This is a genomic window from Sulfurimonas sp., assembly GCF_029027585.1.
In the GTDB taxonomy this organism is placed as follows: Bacteria; Campylobacterota; Campylobacteria; order Campylobacterales; family Sulfurimonadaceae; genus Sulfurimonas.
On record NZ_CP093397.1, the window covers coordinates 2,036,601 to 2,055,887 of the forward strand.

Sequence of the window (19,287 nt, forward strand, 5' to 3'; positions counted from 1 at the left end):
TTAACCCTTTAGTGAGCTTAACTGCTCTAAAACTTTTTTTTGTTTTGATTGTGCATCTGATAGCAGAGTTCTGTTTTTTTCTAAAACATCTTGAGGAGCATTTGCTACAAATTTTTCATTATTTAGCATACCGTTTAGTTTGCCAATCTCTTTTTGCAACTTCTCGTCTTGTTTAGTTAACTTAGCGATGATTGAACTCAAGTCAATTGAATCGGTTGGTATAAAAGTTTCACACAAATTAGCGATGTCACTTACCGAGTTTTCTACTTTAGTCTGCGAAAATTCTAAAACTTCAACTTTTGCAAGTCTTGTGATAAAAGGAAGCATCATTTCTTTTTCTTTATCTGAAATATTGTCAATTTTAACAAATGCTTTGGCTATCTTTTGGTTTGCTAAATCAACAAGCACTTTTGCTCTTCTAATCGAAACAATAGCATCCATGATAATTTCAAAAGTCTTTTCTTCTTTTCGTTTTTTTGTTTTTGTTGGATAAGACATAATCATAATAGAATCACTATTTTCTAGAGTTGTTCCAGATAATTCATGGTAAAGATACTCGGTAATAAATGGCATGAACGGATGAAGTAGTTTCATAGCTTCTTTAAAGATTGCTCCAAGTTCTATGATAGATGCTTTATCTGCTTTACTAAGTTCAATGCCCCAATCACAAAATTCATTCCATAAAAAGCGATACATAACTAAAGCTGCATCGTTAAATTTGTACTCTTCTAAATAAGCGCGAACTTCTTTTGTTGCAAAGTTTAGTCTAGATGCCATATACTTTCCAAGGTCAGTTTTAAGGCAAAAGCTTTTTAAGTCTGGAAAAGTCTTTTCATTCATTTGTAAATATTTAGATGCATTATAAAGCTTGTTTGTAAAGTTACGATTTTGCTCTAATTTTTCTGTACTCATACGAATATCACGACCTTGAGCAGCAGAGATAGCAAGAGTAAAGCGTAAAATATCAGCAGAGTATTTGTTTACCATATCAAGAGGGTCAATAACATTACCCTTTGACTTACTCATCTTGTCACCTTTTTCATCTCGAACAAGAGCGTGTAGATAAATATGGTTAAATGGAAGTTGAGCATTAAAGTGTTCACCCATCATCATCATTCTAGCTACCCAGAAGAAAAGAATATCAAAACCTGTGATTAAAAGAGTGTTAGGATAAAAATCTTTCATATCTTTTTGTTCATCTTGACCCCAACCAAGAGTAGAAAATGGCCATAAAGCAGAAGAAAACCAAGTGTCAAGTACATCAGGGTCTTGAGTTATATTTTCACTTGCACATTTAGGGCAAGATGATGGATTTTCATCTAAAGATGCAAATTCATGCTCACAATTATCGCAGTAAAAAACAGGAATCTGATGTCCCCACCAAAGCTGACGAGAAATACACCAGTCACGAAGTTCACCCATCCAAGAGTTGTAAGAGTTTATCCAGTGAGGAGGAAAAAATGTAGCTTCACCTGCATTTGTTTTTACTATAGATTTATCAGCTAATTCTTTTTTCAAAAACCATTGTTTAGAGATATAAGGCTCAACAACACTTTTACATCTGTAACAGTGCCCAACTTGATGTTTATGGTCTTCTATCTTAACTATAAAGCCTTCTTCTTCAAGTCTATCAACTATGATTTGGCGAGCTTTTAATCTATCTAAACCTTTAAATTCAGCAGCATAATCATTTAAAATACCCTTTTCATCAAAAACTGTAATGAACTCTAAGTTATGTCGTTTTCCAACTTCGTAGTCATTTTGATCATGTGCAGGAGTAACTTTAACAACACCAGTACCAAAATCCATATCAACATGCTCATCAGCGATAATAACTACTTCTCTGTCTAATAGAGGTAATTTAATTTTTTTACCAATAAGGCTTTTGTAACGCTCATCCTTAGGATGAACCATTACAGCAGTATCACCAAAGTATGTTTCTGGTCGTGTAGTTGCAACTTCAACATGTCCACTTCCATTTGCAAAAGGGTACTTGATATGGTAAAACTTTCCATTAGTATCTTCATGCTCTACTTCAATGTCACTTAAAGCTCCATCATGAGTACACCAGTTTACCATGTAATTTCCGCGAATTATAAGACCTTCATCGTAAAGTTTTACAAAGGCTTCTTTTACAGACTTTTGCAAGCCTTCATCCATAGTAAATCGTTCTCTCTCCCAAGCAGGAGTAACTCCCATTTTACGAAGTTGGTCTGTCATGATTCCAGCTGACTCTTCTTTCCAAGCCCAAGCGCGTTCTAAAAATTTCTCACGACCAAGTTCTTCTTTTGTTGTACCCTCTGCTAAAAGTTGTTTTTCTACAACATTTTGAGTAGCTATTCCTGCGTGATCAGTTCCAGGTTGCCAAAGAGTTTTGTATCCGTCCATTCGTTTAAAGCGAGTTATAATATCTTGTAGTGTGAATGTAAGAGCATGACCTATGTGTAAACGACCGGTAACATTTGGAGGTGGCATCATTATTGAGAAATTTTTTCCATCTTCTTGAATGGCCTTATTACCATCTATCTCAAAATAGTTTCTATCTTCACATATTTGGTAAAACTTATTCTCTATTTTGCTAGGTTCGTAGCTGTTGCTTGACATATAATCGCCTTAAAATTGTCTATTTAAAATTTCGCGATTATATCTAAAATGTAGTGAAAAGTTACTTAGATGCCAGTAACTCTTTTTTTGATTTGTTTTTTATCTTCATACATCTCTTTATCTGCTTTTGCGATTATTTCATTTATATCATCATCAACTTTAAACTCCGTTACTCCAAGTGAAAAGCTTACATGAAAAGATGAGTTATGTGATTTTAGTTTTTTAGAAATAATATCTTCTCTTATTCTATTTAGATTGGAAGTTGCCTTAGAATCAGATATGTTTTTTGGATATATTATTATAAATTCATCACCACCAAACCTTATAACAGTATATCTTGTTTTTTTGAGTTGGTTGGCTATATATATAAGAACTTTATCGCCTACAACATGTCCATAAGTGTCATTTATGATTTTAAAATAATTTAAATCAATCATAGCAATAGTTCCAGCTTCTTTAAAAGAAGATGAATCTTCTTTTAAGAGGTTGTCGTGAAGCCACTTTCTGTTGTAAGTATGTGTCAGTTCATCTTTGTAAATAGATTCTTTTAGTTTTTCAACTTCCCTCCTAAGTGATTTTGCTTCTTTTAGAACTTCATTTAGTATTTCTTCATCTTTTTCTTTTATGGCGTTGATGGCTTTGTCAGCATTTTCACTTAATTTACGAGCATTTTTTGAAGCTTGTGTTTGCATGTTTGTTAAGTTTGAACACTCCATAATCATTAATTCTTTTGCAAACTTACTTTCATCATCTAAATCAACTTTATGCTCAAGTGCAAACTTAGAAAATATAGATGCGTAGATGCTAGGCGTTACAATCTTAAGTTGATCAATAGAGTTTTTTGTTTCGTTAGAGATAATTTTTAAAGTTTCATTATTATTCATGTAATTCTCATATATATAAATTGTTCTGCAATTATCCTCTAATTTAGTTGAATAACACTTTAAAGGCACTTCTAAATCTATACCGCTATAATCACACTCTTAAATTATGTAGGAGAATACTACTTGCCATTATCTCGTCTAAATGAACAACAGTTCAAAGCAGCAACTTCACAATCATCTCAAAACTTGATAATCGCATCTGCTGGAACGGGAAAAACTTCTACTATTGTTGGACGAATTGCTCATCTTTTAAACTCAAATATTAAACCCCAAGAGATTTTACTTCTTACTTTTACAAATAAAGCTGCTGCAGAGATGGTATCTCGTGTGGCAGAACTTTTTGGAAAAGATGTAGCATCTAAGATAGATGCAGGAACTTTTCATGCAGTTAGTTACAGATGGTTAAAAAAACAAAATAAAAAGTAATTTTAAAACAACAAAGAGAGCTAAAAACACTTTTTAGAAGTGTTTTTGAAAAGCGTTCTTTTGAGCATATCGGTGCGGAAATAGCTCCTTATGGAGGAAATTACCTTTATGATATTTACTCTTTTTATCAAAATACAGAACTAAGTTTGCATTTTGAAGATTGGATGATAGAAACTTACCCTGAACATGAACTTTTTGCTTTGATATATGCAGATGTTATAGATGAGTTTGAAGCTTTAAAGAGTGAATATGGTTTTTTAAATTTCAATGATTTACTTATAAATTTTAGAAAAATTTGTCAAAATAATGACTTGGGGTATAAAGAAGTTTTGGTAGATGAGTATCAAGATACAAATGCTCTTCAAGGAACACTAATAGATGCTATGAATCCACCATCACTCTTTTGTGTTGGAGATTATGACCAGAGCATCTATGCTTTTAATGGTGCAGATATTTCTATAATTGGCTCTTTTGCTACCAAATATCCAGAGGCAGTAGTGCATACTCTTACAAAAAACTATCGTTCAAGTTTACCTATACTTTCTCTTGCAACAAAAGTAATAGAATATAACGAACGCATCTATCCAAAAGAGTTAGAAGTAACAAGAACAGAAGTTGCAAAAGCTCCAACTCTTTTGGCTTTTGATGAGCTTTTTGACCAGTACCATGCACTTGCGGCAAAGATACGAGATACTCAAACTCCACATGAAGATATAGCAGTTATCTTTAGAAATAATTCCTCAGCAGATGGTGTTGAAGTTGGTTTAAGAGAGTTAAACATTCCATGCAAAAGAAAAGGCGGGACAAGTTTTTTTGACTCAAAAGAGGTTAAAGCAGTTTTAGATTTTTACACTCTTTTAGTAAATGAGTCAGATATGATGGCATTTATTCATCTTTTTGAGTTTGCAAAGGGTATCGGTAGTGCTATGGCAAAAGAGTTGTTTATAGCACTTAAAACATTAGGACATGGTAGTATATTCTATGGTCTATTTGCTCCTGATGAGTCTATTAAAAATCCATTTGAGAAAAGAAAACTAAATCATCAACTTGGACTTTTTGATGAATTTTTAGAGCTTGGTGCTGTTGGAAAATTTGCAAGATTAGAGTTTACTCCTAAGTTTATGAAAAATCCAATCTTAAAACATCCAAAACTAACAAAAGATAGTGCAAGTTTTTTACATGATTTTTATCTTTTATATAAAGACTTAAAAGGTATAAAGCAACCAAGAACCATAGTGAAAAAAATTGCAGCATCTGCGATGTTTAAGTATATATTTGAGATTTTATCAAACAAACGAGCGCAGTTAAAAGATGGCTCCATAGATGAGAAGCAAAAGACAGAGTCACTAAGTCGCATAAGTAGAAAAATGATGCTTTTAGAAGAGTTGTCAAAACCATACTCACAACATGAAAGATTTTTAAACGCTATGATTTTAGGCTCTTCAGATTTAACTCAAGGAGAGGGTGTAAATCTTTTAAGTGTTCATGCATCTAAGGGCTTAGAGTATAAAGAAGTTTATGTGATTGACTTGATGGATGGAAGATTTCCAAACAGAAAACTTATGCAAAGAGGTGGCTCTTTAGATGAAGAAAGGCGACTTTTTTATGTGTCTGTAACTCGTGCAAAAGATATTTTATATCTTAGTTTTGCTAAGTATGACAAAATAAAGAAGATAAACTTTATGCCATCTCAGTTTTTATATGAAGCGGGGCTTGTTCCAAAAGATGAAGCTTATAGAGCCTTAGTTTTAAAAGAGTTAGACAAGGAAGAAGAGTGAGTTTTACTTCTCCCTCTCTTTTATTATTATATATGACGATAATATAGAAAGTACAACATAGGTACAAAAAAAGTAAATAGCTATTTGAACTTCTGCATTTGTAAATTCATCGACACTAAGAGATAGATTTGTAAGCAGTAAAGAGACAATAAATACATCTGCCATTGACCATTTTGTAATAAAATCTATATATTTAATATTTATCTTCATAAGAACACTAAAGTAAAGTGATATAGTTTTAATAATAGGTATAGCGATACTAAATAGTGTAATTACAACAGCTAAAAAATAGTTTTGTAAAATCCATAGTTTCTCAACTGTACTCCAAATCCCTTTTGACTCGTACTTAAATATAGTGAATCCAAAAATTGGTAAATCTTTAAAAATTTCAACTGTCATAATTGGTGCAAATATACCAACAAACCAAGAAATAAGAGCAGCACTTAGAATTGATACTATAAAAATTTCTTTTGAAGAAAAAAAGTATGTAAGTAGTAATACTCCTAAAGCTATAAAATAAAGTGTTGTATAGAGTTGTGTTTTTTCTTTATTTATTTTTGATAACTCTTGTGGTTTTTGCTCTTTGGTTTCGCCACTTATATATTCAAAAAAGTAATCTTGTATTACATTATTTGTTTTTTGTATATAGTGGTCTATTTTATTTTCTATTTTATAGTTTTGAGCGTGAGAAGCCATCTCTTTGTCATACTTTATAGAAAAAAAGTATGCTTGTGATGCCATAAAAGCGATTACTAAAACTAAAATTGCAGATAATATACCTGCGGAAAGGTTTTTAGTGTTCATTATGACGAATTTTTCTAACTTCAATAAAATATGTATGACCTAAATATATCACATAAAATATTGCACCAAAAAATATAACAAATGGAATCAGTGACAGAAGATATAAAATTAATGTTTTAAATTTTATGCTACTTCCACGAAAGTATTTTATTTGTTTATCTTCTTCTTTTGTGCAGATATTTGAGGCTATATCATAGGTTATCATTTTATGAAAGAAGTAGTATAGTGGTAGATTAAAAGCTACAAGATTAACAAGTGGTATAAAATAAAAAGGCACCAAAAGTATAAAAAGAAGTAACATGATAACTGCCCATTTAAATACTAAAAATATAGCCTCAAAAATATTTGAATATCCCATCATTTCAATATCTCTATAATGTCTTGATTGAAGTTCTTTTAAAACAAAAGGTGTTAAAAACCCTATAACAATAACGGCTATAAAAATAGACATATAAAGAACAGCAAAACTACCAAGCGCATAGATGAGAAAGGTTGCTATCCATGAAGTAATGGCATAACTCATCAAAAACTGAATGATTGCAGTTCCTTGAATCATAGTATCAAAACTCTCAGTATGAGGAATTCCGTTTTGCATCGTTGTTTGACTTGAGTGAATAGACATTTCTCCTAGTTGATCAACGCCAATCCCAGCAATGATAAAAAATAGAACATACATAACTACTAAAGTAAGTACAAATGGTACTATTGAGTATTTAAGCATTTTTGGTGTTAGTAAGTCTTTTACACTTTGTATTATCATCTTTTACTCCAAAGTTTTTGATTTAGTTTTAGCTCATCTACTATGCCTATGGCTAGGTGAAGAGTTTTTACATACTCCATTGCTATTTTATAGTTTAAAAGTGAACGAAATACAGTTGGCTCAAAAAGGTCTTTATCGTAGTAAATAGCTAAATGAATATGAGTGCCTACAAACGATATATATAGTGGATATTTTGATTTATGTTTAAAATCAAGTAGTTTTTTCATAAGTGAATGCGAAAGTATATATCTTGCTTCTATTTGGTCGTCTGAGTAAACTACAAACTCTTTTTCAAAGTTATTATCATCCATTTTTACAAGTTCATCTCTTGAAAAATTGTTTGATTGAAGCCAGTTTCCTATCAAATCTCCAAAGGTGTTTTGTGCTGTGTCTGGAAGTATAATAGTTTTAGCATGAAAATGTTTGTTAAACTCAGCAACTATAAAAAGCCCTTGAAAAATAGTACTCCAACTCTCATGTCCTTTTGAATTTTTATGTCTTTTTTCTGCATGAATATCGGAAAATTCTATCTTAGTTGCATCTATATTACCTCTTACATAATCATTTCCACTTATTCTATCAGGCTGTGAAAACAGATCTGAACGCTCAAAAATTCTTTGTGGAACATGGATGCTACTTGATATGACAAACTGGAGTCAATAGCACCAATAAGAGGTTTTATAACTTTTTGTTTAAACTCACTTGTATAATCTTTTATGAGAAACTTATATATAAAACCGCCAATACCCATATAACCAACACCAATAAATATAAGAATATCAGGACTTTGCTGTATAAAAGAAGATAATAAAAAAATTAAAACAAGACAAATAAGCGAAAAAACAACACCGACGATAACAATTCTATATCTTAAGTTTTTTCTATCTTTTTCTAACTCTTGGAGTGTTGGGTATAGAGTTTCATAGTAAAAATCAGTTAGTTCACTTGCTGTTTTCATATATTAGTTGAAAAGCTCTTTTACATTAATGTTTTCTCTTTGAGCATCTGGGATATTAAAAACTTCTTTTCTTTTGTATCCGATAGCCATAGCTATAAAGTTTGAAGGAATCATCTCTATTTTGTTGTTATAATCAGTAACCGCTTGATTGTAAGCTCTTCTAGCAGCTGAGATTTGCTCTTCTATCTCATTTAAAGTACCTTGTAAGTGCATAACATTTTCATTTGCTTTTAACTCAGGATAGTTTTCAACCGCGACCATGATAGAGCCTAAAGCACTACTTACTTTAGCATCTAATGCTATTTTCTGCTCATCACTTACATTTGGCTTATTTGCATCTGCTCGAAGTTTTGTGACTTCACTTAAAAGTGATTTTTCATGCTCCATGTATTTACTTACTGTTGCAACTAAATTTGGGATAAGGTCATAGCGTTTTTTAAGTACAGCATCTAAACCTGCAAAGATATTTTGAACTTGATTTTTCTTTGAAACAAGTGAGTTGTACATAAAAAATACATTTATTGCAATTACTAAAAATATGATAAAGGGAATTGACATGAAAGAATCCTAAGAAATTATTTTGTAGCCTAATCCATAGACATTATCTATGAAGAAGTACTCTTTGTTGTATGATTTTAACATTTTTTTCTTAAATCTTGAAATGAGTTGGGTTACATTATTGCAGTTCGTATCATATTTAGTGGGTTTATCCATGATTGCCTCCATGATTTCACAAGAGCTATGATGTTTATATGGATTTTTAACTAAAAATTTAACTAAATAGTGTTCTTTTTTAGATAGTTTTACTTCATCTAGTAAATAGTATAAGACTTCTTCTTTTATATTCCAAGAATAAAAATCATTAAATATAAGTTTAGTATTTTTAGATAATTTTGCTATGACTTTTTTAAGTGTTGCATCTAACTCATCTATTTTTACAGGTTTAGCAAGATATGAAAATAGGTGTAAGTTTATTGCTTTTAAAAGTTTCTCTGTGTCAGCAAAGGCTGAAAGCATAATGATTTCGAGCTTATTATCTGTTTGTCTGATAGTAGAAGCTACATTTAAACCACTCATATGAGGCATGGAAACATCAAGTATAGCTATATCGTATTTGCCTTTTTTATAAAGTTCGAGGGCAATCTTTCCATTTGCAGCTACTTCTATATTATTAAAATATCTTTTAAAAATTTCAACAAAATTTTCTCTTATAATTTTTTCATCTTCTGCGTATAAAAGTTTTAGTTCACTTTTCATAGTTTAAACTTAACCATTGTTCCATCTTCATCATTTACTTCTTTGTTTTAGACTTATATCTTTAGCGCAAACATAAGCACTAGCCCAAGCAAAGGCAAAGTTATAACCACCTCTTTTTCCAAGAACATCAAGAACTTCTCCACAAAAGTAAAGATTTTTCTTTTTTAAAGATTCCATAGTTTTAGGGTTGATCTCGTTTGTATCAACTCCCCCTCCACTTACTTCTGCATGACGAAAACCGTGAGTATCATTTACTTCAAAACGCCAGTTTAGCATCTCATTTACCAGTTTTTTACTCTCTTTAGTAGTGATATGTTTTGCTTTGGCATCTATGTTGATGTTTAAACTTTGAAGTATGCCTTTAGCAATTTTAAGAGGAACTAAACCAACTAAGATATCTACAACAAAAAAGTTTGGCATCTTTTGACTTAATTTTAATATGTGAGAAGATAATTTTTGAGCATTAAAAGATGGAAGAAGATTTATGCTTATATCAACCTTATTATACTCCATCAAAGCTACACTTACTCTTTGAGAAATATCTAAAATTGCAAAACCAGAAACACCATAAGAGGTAAATTAAAATATCTCCAGAAGTTGAAATATCTTTTTTGTTATTTATAAGTAAAGTAACTTCGCCAAATGTTTTAACACCACTCATTTTGTGAGCGATAGCTGAGTTTAGATGCAGTTGAACTAAAGATGGATAGGTATCAACAATGTTGTGTCCAAACTCTTTTGCAAACTTATAACCATCATCATTACCACCTAGATGCTCGGCTGCTTGTGAACCAGTAGCTATGACAACAGAGTCATACTCTTTACATATTTTTTGGATATCGGTTACTTTTTTATCTGTAAATATTTTAACACCAAGATTAGTTGCTGACTTAAGAAGAAGGGATAGAACACTTTTTGATTCGTTACTTAGAGGATAGCATCTACCATCATCTTTTTCCTCAAGTAAAAGACCGATACTAGAGGCAAAATCACTAAATTCTTTAAAACCAAAACTCTTTAGAGCATCTAAGGTAAAGGAAGGATTTTCTCCAAAATAATCTTTTGTGTTTAAGTTTTTATTTGTGATGTTACAGCGACCATTTCCAGAAACTAAAATCTTTTTGCCACATTTGGTATTTTGCTCATAGATAGAAACATCACAAGAGTTTTTCGCACAAAAGATTGCACAAAGAAGTCCAGATGCTCCACCACCTATGATGGCAACTTTTTTATTCATTGTCATCTTTATAAGCTTCTATGAACTCTGAGAGCAAGAAGTTTATAGATTCGAGTGTATCTACATAAGGTTCCTCCGAATCTATAAAATCATTTGCTACATAGGTAAAAGCAAAACTTTTTATGTTTCCTTTACGAAGCGTTTGCACATCTTCTCCTAAAGCTATCTGGACATAAATTACTTGTGATTCATCAACTTCAATAGCTTCTATTTTAAGCATAAAAGTAGTTGGGTCAGTGTTATCAAAGCTAAAGCCTGCTTTTTGAAGTTTAGCATGAAGAAGCTTTTTTATTTCATCTTTTTGTTTAACACTTAGATAATCTACTTTTAAAGAGGTATATATTTTTAAAGAACCAAGATTATCGAGAGTGAAAAAAGATGCACTAAAGAGCGAACTATAAGTGATAAGTGAGATAAAAAGTAACTTAAACATTATTTCTGTACTTTGTTAAAAGCTTTTAAAGCTGTGTCTATCTCTTGGATAAAATCATCTTTTTTCATATAACCTAAAGCCTCATAAATTCTTTTATTTGTTTTTGGATTTATAAATATGATAGTTGGAACCTGTTTTGAGTAAAACTTTGCTGGGTACTTCCCTTTGTCTTTGTTTTTGTTGATTATGATTGGAATAAGATTGTTTTTTACTTTATTTTTAATCAAATTAGAACTTAAAGCTTTCCTCTCAAACTTTTTACACCAAGGACAAAAGTCGCTGACTACAACTAACATTATTAATTTATTTTGTTTTTTTGCTATTTTTAAAGAGCTGTTGTAATCTCTAGAATATTTAACTTTAGATGCAAACTCATCTATTTGAGCAGATAGAGCCAAGGTTGAGATTAAAAGTAATGAAATAAATATTTTCATGTTTATTATCCTTAATTATTACTCATTATCATCTTTATGAGCATTTATAAATTTTGAAATTAAACTGTTAATAGCATCTAGAGTTTCTTCATAAGGTTCATCTGCTTCTATTAAATCATCTGTATAGTAAGTAAAAGCAAAGATATCTATCTCATCTTTTCTAGATGCCAAAACATCTTCTCCAAGAGCGATACTAATATGTACAACTTCGCCATCTTCTATTTCAATAGATTTTATTTTAATAATAAAAGCAGCAGAATCAACTTCTCCAAATTTAAAACCAGCTTTTTTTAGCTTACTAATTATATCTTTTTTTAGAGTATCTTTTTGTTTTTCATCCATAAACTCTACTTTATTAGACATGTGTAGATGCAAAGAGTTGACATCATCAAGTGAAAAGTAAGTTGCGCTAAAAAGTGTACTAAATGTAAAAAGAAGTGTTGCTAAAAATTTCACAGCTTATTCTTTTTATATTTATAAGTATATGTTTTTTTTGCTTCATTCATCATCTGTGCGAAAGTATCTTTTTTTGCATAGCCTAAGACTCTTAAAACCTTTTCTTCAGTTTTTGGGTTTATGAAGTAAACTGTTGGAAGTAGTTTAGTGTGAAACTCTTTTGGAAATTTATCCTTATCTCTTTTGTTGTCAACAACAACAGCAATAAAATCTTTTTTAACTTTTTTTCTTATGAGAGAAGATTTTAATGCTTTTCTTTCAAACTTTTTACACCAAGGGCAGTAATCGCCAACTACTACAAGCATGATGAGCTTATTCTGTTTTTTTTGCTATTTTTAAAGCAGCGTTATAATCTCTTAAGTAGCCAACTTCTAAAGCAAATTTGTCGATTTTTTGCGGCATTTGCTAGAGTAAATAATAGTAGTAAGGTTATAAGTATTTTCATCCGTTCTCTTTAAAATGTGATAGTGTAATATTAACACAATATATATTAAAATATGTAGTTTAAAGAGTGATTATTTTAGCTCCAAATCCGCCAAGGTGTTGTGGTGCATCATCAAATTTTTTAACTCTAGGGTGAGCAATCAAAAAGTTTTTAACTGCATAAGATAGTTTTCCAGTTCCTATGCCATGGTAAACTATAACCTCGTCCCAACCAGATATAAGCGCATCTGAGAGAAACTTATCTAAAACTTCTGTTGCTTCATCTGCTCTGAGTCCATGAAGGTCACATTTTAAACCAGCTTTTTTTTCTACATTTAGTTTGATGTTTGTAGTTGGTTTTTGTTTTATGATTTTTGTTGGTTTTAAGTGTTGAGTTTTAACTCTAACTCTCATTCCTTCTATTTCAATAGTTGCATCTTTTTTATCTCTCATTGAGATAATGACGCCTTTTTTAGAGTGATATTTTACTTCTTGACCTACTCTAAAGTTGATTTCTCTTATCTCTTTTGCTTTGTCCTCTTGGGGCAGTTTTTTATTTGCTTTGTCCATTGCACGATGTATAGCTTTGGTATCTCCAGCTTTTGCAGCGATTTTTGCTTCGTTTATCGCAACGGCATAATTGTTTTTTAAAGTACTTTTTTGCTCATTTAATTCTAAAAATATACTTTCTTTTAGTTGTTTTAGGTCTAACTCTTTAAGTCTTATGCTTTCAAGTTTATCATCCACTTTTTTATGCTTTTGTTTTAACTCTCTTTCTAACTGTGAGCCTCTTTCTATAAGAAGATTCAACTTTTCACTATTGTCACCATATACACTTTTTGCTTCTTTTACAAGAGTGTTTGAGATGCCATATCTACTTGCAGTTTCAAAGGCATAACTTTTACCGATGATGCCTTGCATAAACTCATAGGTAGGAACTCTTAACTCTTCATCATAAAGAGCTGCCATAAGTTCTACATCATCTCTATCTGCCATAAGAGCGGCAAGACGCTTGTGATGTGTTGTGACTACAACCTTTTGACCTCTTTTTATTAGGTCATCAAGTATAACTTTAAATAGTGCCGCTGCCTCGTCACTATCTGTTCCGAGTTCTATTTCATCTATGCCAACTAGGGCAGATTTAAACTCAAAGATGCGAGAAAACTCTTGCATCCTACCAGCAAAAGTAGAGATGTCATTTTTAACATTTTGTGGGTCGTCTATGATTGCAAGGATATTTTTAAATGAGCCGATGTGAGATTTATTTTCATTTATACCCATAGGGATAATATATTTAGCCATAAATGAAGCCGCTAAGATAGACTTTAAAAGCATAGTCTTACCACCAGCATTTACTCCAGTAACCATAAGAATATTTTTACTAAAGTCAACTATAACTGGTTTTGGTTTGTGAAGGGCAGGGTGTATAAAGTTGTGTAAAACTATTTTAGAATCTTTTTTTGACTTTATAAGTTGAAGGTTTTTACTTCTTGCAAAAAGAACTCTTGCCTGATAGTTGTCAAATTTAGTAAACTCTTTATCTATAAAGCTTATAAATGCTTGTAATTCACCTAATTTTGTAGAAAACTCTTTAGCATAAGTGTAGAAAATCGCTTCTCTTTCTTGTTGTATAAAGCGTATTTGTTCTTTTGCCTTTAAGATAGAATCAGGTGAAACATAAAAAAATCCCGCGGTACTTCTTCCAAGTAAAGCACCTTTTAACACATGGTTGAACCCTCCACGCACTAAAAGACACTCTTCATTATTTATTAAGTGAACCTGAGTATCTACTAAGTAAGAACTTAGTTTTGGACTTGACATCATTCTTTTAAGTGAGCCACTCATGTTGTTTTTATGTTCTTGAATCCTTTTGCTTAATCCAAAAAGTGTTTCATCAAGATTTTCTTCAAATCTTCCATCTGCTGTAAAGTATTTTTCCACTTCTGTGAACTTTGCATCAACTACAAACTTACTCATCCACTCTCCGATGATTCCATCTAGTTCACGTTTTTTAAAGTAACGAAAATATCTTACAATTTTAATAATCTCAAATATTTGCTCAAATCTTAAAACACCACGCTTTTTTAGATGCCCTTTAATATTTGTAAAATCTGCTACTTTTGGAGGTGCTTTAAACTCTACCTTATCAAGTGCTTTTATAAAACGAAAATGAAGTTCTTGGTCACCTTCAATAAAAAGGCTACTATCACGCGAGAAAAAGCTTTTAAATTGTTCTATATGCTCATTTAAGTCAAGTTGGGTTATCAGTAAGTCTAGTTTAGACAATTAACTACTCACAACTAGAAGCGCTAATCATCTGTCCATAGTTTTGAGTGTTTTCTTTCCCAATGAAAGTGTATGTTCCGATGCTTATAGTGTAGTTTTTGTTATCTACATCGATGCCATTACATTTTACGGTTTTGTTTTGATTAAATTTCATTACAACGGTTAACATTTTATCTCTTTGAGAATTGCTATATGTGTTAAATGAGATAGCACTTAGAACAACTGCTAAAATAACAATAGTAATAAGCATTTTTTGTTTTTTTGTAAGTTCTGTAAAATAGTGTAGGGCTAAAAAGAAAAACCCTACTATTACTAGTCCTGCAATATAAGCCATACTAACCTGTTCCTCTTATTTGATAAGTTATATCTCCCGCACCAAAGCCTATGATAAGACCTTTGTCAAGAGTTTTTAAATTTTCTTTGTCTTTTATGATTGTAATTGTATTGTTTGCTCTTTTTATAGTATCTGCCATTGTTAAGTTGTATTGTTTAAATTTTTCTTTAAAGTCAATCTCTCTAGTTGCTTCTCCAGCAGACCAAACAGGTAAGATAATAAGTTCTTGTACACCTTCAAAACATTTGATAAATGCATCAAGATTATCAATAGTTCTTGAGTATTTATGTGGTTGCCAAATAGCTGTAATCTTATCAAAACCTTTAAGATTTGCATACTCTTTTACAGACTCAAAAGTTGCTTTTATCTCTGTTGGGTGATGTCCATAATCATCAATGATTACGCTTCCATCTTCTGCTCCAACTATGTCAAAGCGTTTTTTAATACCTTTGAAAGTTAAAAGTTTTTCTCTTATAACTTCTATATCCATAGACTCTTTTGCTGCAAGTATTGCTAAAGCCGCATCTAGGGCTATATGTTTTCCAAAGCCCCACACTTTAAATGAGCCTAAATCTCTTAGGGTAAATTTTGTATGTGGCTCATCATCTACTAAAACAAAATCAATATTTGTGATATCTTTGCTAGGGTAAAGCCAATTTGCTTCAACATCATCTATTAGGGTTGCTAAAAATGGGTCTTCTGCATTTAAAACACGATAAGGAGCTGATTTTATAAATGTTTTGTATGAATCATAAAAACGCTCATAATTATAATCATAATATTCCATATGCTCAGGTTCAGCATTGATAACTATTGCACAATGAGGATTTGAGTTGATAAAACTTCCATCACTTTCATCAGCTTCAAATAGCAACACATCACTTAGTTCGTCATATCTTACATTTGAGCCAAATGCTTTAGACTCTGCACCGATAATAGCTGAGCCGTCCATGATAGCGGTTAGTATAGCTGTTGTAGTGCTTTTACCGTGAGCACCTGCAACAGAGTAAACCTTAGCCGTGTCTAAGATTTGAAGCAATGCCTCGCGACGAGCTAAAACTTTTATGCCTTTAGCTTTTGCTGCTACTATTTCTGGATTGTCAGGACGAATGATAGCTGAGTGAATAACTAAATCTTGAGAGTTTATAGCATCCCCGCTATGAGGAACTGTAACTTCGATACCTAAATCACGAAGTTTTTTTGTAATTACAGTATCTGAAATATCTGAACCACTAATATTATGACCTTTAAAGTGCATATATTGTGCTAGTCCTGAAATACCAATCCCACCGATTCCAATAAAATGAATTCTCATACTTGCTCTCCCTTTATTTGGGACTTATCAAGCAATTTTTGTGCCTCTTTTGTAAAAGCACTTATGTAAAATGTACCTGCGTTTTGAGTTGCATCCATATCTGCAAGCTTATCCATAAAATCGTCTAAAGATAGATTTTCTTTAGACGCTATCCAGTGGAACTTTAAAGCAGAAGAGAATTTTTCATCATTTGATAAACCACTAAGAACTTCAAAAAGAGCAGATGCATCTTTGATGTTGTTTGCGTGATAATACTCCATCGCATACTCATATAAAGCTCTTAGCGTTGCAAAATCTTGAACTTCATTTAGATCCATTTTTCTTGGAGCCTCTAGGGCATCTGTTAATCTTTCTAGTGCCATATCTAAAATATTTGTATAAAAAGCACCAAGTGTATCTTCATCAAACATTTCAGATGCTTTTTCTTCAAGAATATAAAGAGAAGCTATATCAGAATTTGTTTGTGCTTCTAGGATTTTACTTTTTAATTGGTCTGTATTAATTGGCATCTAAACATTCCTTGATTCTTTTTAGAGCATTTCTTGTTTTATCTTCATTCTCAACTAAAGCGATTCTTATAAAACCTTTTCCTGGATTTTTACCATTAGCATCTGTTCTTGCTAAAAATTCACCAGGAAGAACTTTTACATTGTAATTTTGGTAAAGTTTTTTTGTAAATTCTATGGATTTATCAACTTTTAACCAGATATAAAAAGTTGCTTTTGGAATTTCTATTTTTAGTATTTCTTTTGCAATTTCAAAGTTCTTTTTATAAATTTCTCTTGATAGTTTCACATGTTCTTCATCACTCCAAGCAACTGCCGCTGCACTTTGAAGAGGAAGAGGAGAAGCACAACCGATATAAGTTCTGTACTTCATATACTCTTTTAATATGTTTTCATCTCCTGCTATAAAGCCTGAACGAAGACCTGGTGCAGATGAGCGTTTTGAGATAGAGTTTATGACTAAAATATTTTTAAAGTTTGTATTTCCAACATGCAACGATGCTTCAAGTAAAGAGTGGATTTTTTCACCAGTATACAGTTCGCTATAACACTCATCGTTTAGTAAAACAAAGTTATGTTTTAAACTTAAGTAAACCCATTCCCCAAGTTCATCAAGACTAAGTGTAGATGTTGTTGGGTTATTTGGAAAGTTTAAGATGACTAAATCACATTGTTTTAACTCATCTTCTTTGATTATTGGTTTAAAATTATTACTAGCATCTAGATTTAGATAAATTGTTTTTGATTTTGTAGCAATCGCTGCACCTTCATAAATCTGATAAAAAGGATTTGGAAAAGCGATAGTTGAATTTTCTTTGTCAAATAGTAAAAATTGAGGAAAGTTAAAAAGCACTTCACGAGTTCCAAAAGTAGGAATAATTTGTTCATCTTTTAAATCAACACCAAACCTTTTTTTGAAAAAAATCTATTTGAGCAGTTCTGAGTGATGTTTCACCAGAAGTTTTTGGATATTTTTTAAGTAAATCGGAGTTTTCGCTAAGAGCTTTTTGAATAAATTTAGGAGTTTCAAATTGCGGTTCACCTATAGTTAAAATAGAAGCATCATAGTTATTATTTATTTTTATATTTTTTAATAAATCGTTTAATTTTTCAAATGGATATGGTTGGAATATCATAGTGTTTAAGCCTTATTATAATCGCGTTATTATATCTTTAAAAGCATTAGAAGCACTTTAACGATATACTGTGTTGAAAATACAAGGATTTAAATATGAAAATAACAGTTTGTGTAGTCTTAGCACTTTTGCTAGTTGGCTGTAGTGAAGATGCGAAAAAAGAAGTAAAAAAGGTTGAAGTACAAAAAGTCGCTGAAGTTAAAGTTGCAGAAGTACAAAAAGTTGCTGAAGTTAAAATCGCTGAAGTAAAAACTGCTGTAACTCCACAAGCTGTTTTAGTTCAAAAAATAATGAAGCCTGCTCCTGAATCTGAGGTAAAAGAAGTAGTGGCATCTATAGATGCTGGGGCATTATATAAAAGTTGTTCAGCTTGTCATGGTGCAAATGGAGATAAACCAGCTCTTGGTAAGTCAAAGCTGATTCAAGGTTGGAGTGTAGTCCAAGTTACTGATTCATTAAATGGATATAAAGATGGAACTTATGGTGGAGCTATGAAGAGCATCATGAAAGGTCAAGCATCTAAGTTAGATGATGGACAAATCAAAGCCCTTGGAGAGTATATTTCTAAGCTTTAGGAAGTCCAAATTTTTGAGTTATTAACTCTCCGTCTTCGTTAAAAAAGAGGTAATAAAGCATATCTTTTTTAACACTTAGTCCAGCTAAAAATCGAAGTGCCAAGTTTGCTTGTAGAGATGCTATATGCATAACTATTGGTGCTGCGATTCCTGCTGGAGTTTTTTTGATGATTTTAAAAGCGTCTGTAAAAGAAGACTCATCTATGAAACAAACTTGCCCATGAAAAGCCTCAACACTTCCATATAACCAAGGCATATTTATGCTTTTTGCATAGGTATTTATATCTCCGCGAGTTGGAAGATTGTCAGTAGCATCTATGATTAAATCAACTTCTATGTTCTTTTTGCTCCACTCTTCAAAGTTACATTCATGAGCAATAGCTTTTACATAAGGACATCTAGCTTCTATAAGTTCGGCATTTATTTTAGCTTTATTTTTGCCTTCATCACCAACTTTAAAAGCTATTTGTCTATGGATATTGTGCAAAGAAACTTCATCAAAATCAACCATATGAATTTCACCAATACCACTAGCTCCAAGTGCAAATGCTAAAGAACTTCCAAGTCCACCTGAGCCAATAACGGCTATTTTTTTTGTTTGTAAACTTTGTTGTGTTTCTTCGCCCCAAAGTTGAACTTGGCGATGGAAATATTTCATCATGATTAAACCTTTATTAAAAA

Annotated in this window: 20 protein-coding genes and 2 pseudogenes; 2 read left to right on the forward strand and 20 right to left on the reverse strand. The window is 31.6% G+C overall.

Annotated elements, in window-relative coordinates; all coding sequences use genetic code 11:
* Both MOV50_RS10550 and MOV50_RS10555 read right to left on the reverse strand, forming a co-directional pair.
* A complete protein-coding gene (locus MOV50_RS10550) occupies positions 1-2,604 on the reverse strand; it encodes a valine--tRNA ligase (protein ID WP_321777871.1) in 2,604 nt (867 codons plus the stop codon).
* A gap of 65 nt (positions 2,605-2,669) precedes the next feature.
* Complete coding sequence (locus tag MOV50_RS10555) at positions 2,670-3,488, reverse strand: GGDEF domain-containing protein (RefSeq protein ID WP_321777872.1); 819 nt, start codon at positions 3,486-3,488, stop codon at positions 2,670-2,672.
* Between the two features lie 123 nt (positions 3,489-3,611).
* On the opposite strand from MOV50_RS10555, the pseudogene MOV50_RS10560 reads away from it, so the two are divergent.
* Positions 3,612-5,692 (forward strand): annotated as a pseudogene (locus MOV50_RS10560) (ATP-dependent helicase).
* A gap of 3 nt (positions 5,693-5,695) precedes the next feature.
* Here MOV50_RS10560 and MOV50_RS10565 read toward each other — a convergent pair.
* The 17 genes and pseudogenes from MOV50_RS10565 to MOV50_RS10645 all read right to left on the reverse strand — a co-directional run bounded on the left by MOV50_RS10565 (position 5,696) and on the right by MOV50_RS10645 (position 18,031).
* Positions 5,696-6,496, reverse strand: a complete 801-nt coding sequence (locus tag MOV50_RS10565; protein ID WP_321777873.1) for a paraquat-inducible protein A — start codon at positions 6,494-6,496, stop codon at positions 5,696-5,698.
* The gene (locus MOV50_RS10570; RefSeq protein WP_321777874.1) at positions 6,486-7,256 is read right to left on the reverse strand and encodes an EI24 domain-containing protein; all 771 of its coding nucleotides are present in this window, start codon (positions 7,254-7,256) and stop codon (positions 6,486-6,488) included. Before MOV50_RS10570 ends, MOV50_RS10565 begins: the two co-directional genes overlap by 11 nt.
* Positions 7,253-7,900, reverse strand: coding sequence for a DUF3137 domain-containing protein (locus MOV50_RS10575; protein WP_321779663.1), 648 nt, complete (start codon positions 7,898-7,900; stop codon positions 7,253-7,255). The genes MOV50_RS10570 and MOV50_RS10575 overlap by 4 nt, the downstream gene beginning before the upstream one ends.
* Positions 7,828-8,214 (reverse strand): hypothetical protein, encoded by a 387-nt coding sequence (locus tag MOV50_RS10580; RefSeq protein WP_321777875.1) that lies wholly within the window; start codon positions 8,212-8,214, stop codon positions 7,828-7,830. The genes MOV50_RS10575 and MOV50_RS10580 overlap by 73 nt, the downstream gene beginning before the upstream one ends.
* Positions 8,215-8,217: 3 nt before the next feature.
* Entirely contained in the window at positions 8,218-8,772 is a 555-nt protein-coding gene (locus tag MOV50_RS10585; RefSeq protein WP_321777876.1) for a LemA family protein, read from the reverse strand.
* A gap of 9 nt (positions 8,773-8,781) precedes the next feature.
* Positions 8,782-9,471, reverse strand: a complete 690-nt coding sequence (locus tag MOV50_RS10590; RefSeq protein ID WP_321777877.1) for a response regulator transcription factor — start codon at positions 9,469-9,471, stop codon at positions 8,782-8,784.
* 30 nt (positions 9,472-9,501) lie between these two features.
* A complete protein-coding gene (locus tag MOV50_RS10595; RefSeq protein WP_321779664.1) occupies positions 9,502-10,020 on the reverse strand; it encodes an NAD(P)/FAD-dependent oxidoreductase in 519 nt (172 codons plus the stop codon).
* Positions 9,974-10,708, reverse strand: a complete 735-nt coding sequence (locus tag MOV50_RS10600) for an aminoacetone oxidase family FAD-binding enzyme (protein ID WP_321777878.1) — start codon at positions 10,706-10,708, stop codon at positions 9,974-9,976. Before MOV50_RS10600 ends, MOV50_RS10595 begins: the two co-directional genes overlap by 47 nt.
* Positions 10,701-11,141 (reverse strand): hypothetical protein, encoded by a 441-nt coding sequence (locus MOV50_RS10605; protein WP_321777879.1) that lies wholly within the window; start codon positions 11,139-11,141, stop codon positions 10,701-10,703. Before MOV50_RS10605 ends, MOV50_RS10600 begins: the two co-directional genes overlap by 8 nt.
* Positions 11,141-11,575 (reverse strand): thioredoxin family protein, encoded by a 435-nt coding sequence (locus tag MOV50_RS10610; RefSeq protein ID WP_321777880.1) that lies wholly within the window; start codon positions 11,573-11,575, stop codon positions 11,141-11,143. The genes MOV50_RS10605 and MOV50_RS10610 overlap by 1 nt, the downstream gene beginning before the upstream one ends.
* Positions 11,576-11,593: 18 nt before the next feature.
* Positions 11,594-12,031: a hypothetical protein gene (locus MOV50_RS10615; RefSeq protein WP_321777881.1), complete on the reverse strand. Its 438-nt coding sequence runs from the start codon at positions 12,029-12,031 to the stop codon at positions 11,594-11,596.
* On the reverse strand, positions 12,028-12,336 hold the full coding sequence (locus tag MOV50_RS10620; protein WP_321777882.1) for a thioredoxin family protein: 309 nt from the start codon (positions 12,334-12,336) through the stop codon (positions 12,028-12,030). The genes MOV50_RS10615 and MOV50_RS10620 overlap by 4 nt, the downstream gene beginning before the upstream one ends.
* 199 nt (positions 12,337-12,535) lie before the next feature.
* Positions 12,536-14,740 (reverse strand): endonuclease MutS2, encoded by a 2,205-nt coding sequence (locus MOV50_RS10625; protein WP_321777883.1) that lies wholly within the window; start codon positions 14,738-14,740, stop codon positions 12,536-12,538.
* A gap of 4 nt (positions 14,741-14,744) precedes the next feature.
* Positions 14,745-15,074 carry a hypothetical protein gene (locus MOV50_RS10630; RefSeq protein ID WP_321777884.1) on the reverse strand — a complete coding sequence of 110 codons (330 nt, stop codon included), beginning with the start codon at positions 15,072-15,074 and terminating at the stop codon, positions 14,745-14,747.
* Between the two features lies 1 nt (position 15,075).
* Positions 15,076-16,389 carry a UDP-N-acetylmuramate--L-alanine ligase gene (murC, locus tag MOV50_RS10635; protein ID WP_321777885.1) on the reverse strand — a complete coding sequence of 438 codons (1,314 nt, stop codon included), beginning with the start codon at positions 16,387-16,389 and terminating at the stop codon, positions 15,076-15,078.
* Positions 16,386-16,898: a hypothetical protein gene (locus MOV50_RS10640; RefSeq protein WP_321777886.1), complete on the reverse strand. Its 513-nt coding sequence runs from the start codon at positions 16,896-16,898 to the stop codon at positions 16,386-16,388. The genes murC and MOV50_RS10640 overlap by 4 nt, the downstream gene beginning before the upstream one ends.
* Positions 16,888-18,031, reverse strand: a pseudogene (locus MOV50_RS10645) (succinyldiaminopimelate transaminase). Before MOV50_RS10645 ends, MOV50_RS10640 begins: the two are co-directional and overlap by 11 nt.
* Before the next feature lie 95 nt (positions 18,032-18,126).
* On the opposite strand from MOV50_RS10645, the gene MOV50_RS10650 reads away from it, so the two are divergent.
* Entirely contained in the window at positions 18,127-18,606 is a 480-nt protein-coding gene (locus MOV50_RS10650) for a c-type cytochrome (RefSeq protein WP_321777887.1), read from the forward strand.
* Here the strand turns inward: MOV50_RS10650 and MOV50_RS10655 are convergent.
* Positions 18,596-19,267: a ThiF family adenylyltransferase gene (locus MOV50_RS10655; RefSeq protein ID WP_321777888.1), complete on the reverse strand. Its 672-nt coding sequence runs from the start codon at positions 19,265-19,267 to the stop codon at positions 18,596-18,598. The genes MOV50_RS10650 and MOV50_RS10655 overlap by 11 nt on opposite strands.
* Positions 19,268-19,287: the final 20 nt, after the last annotated feature.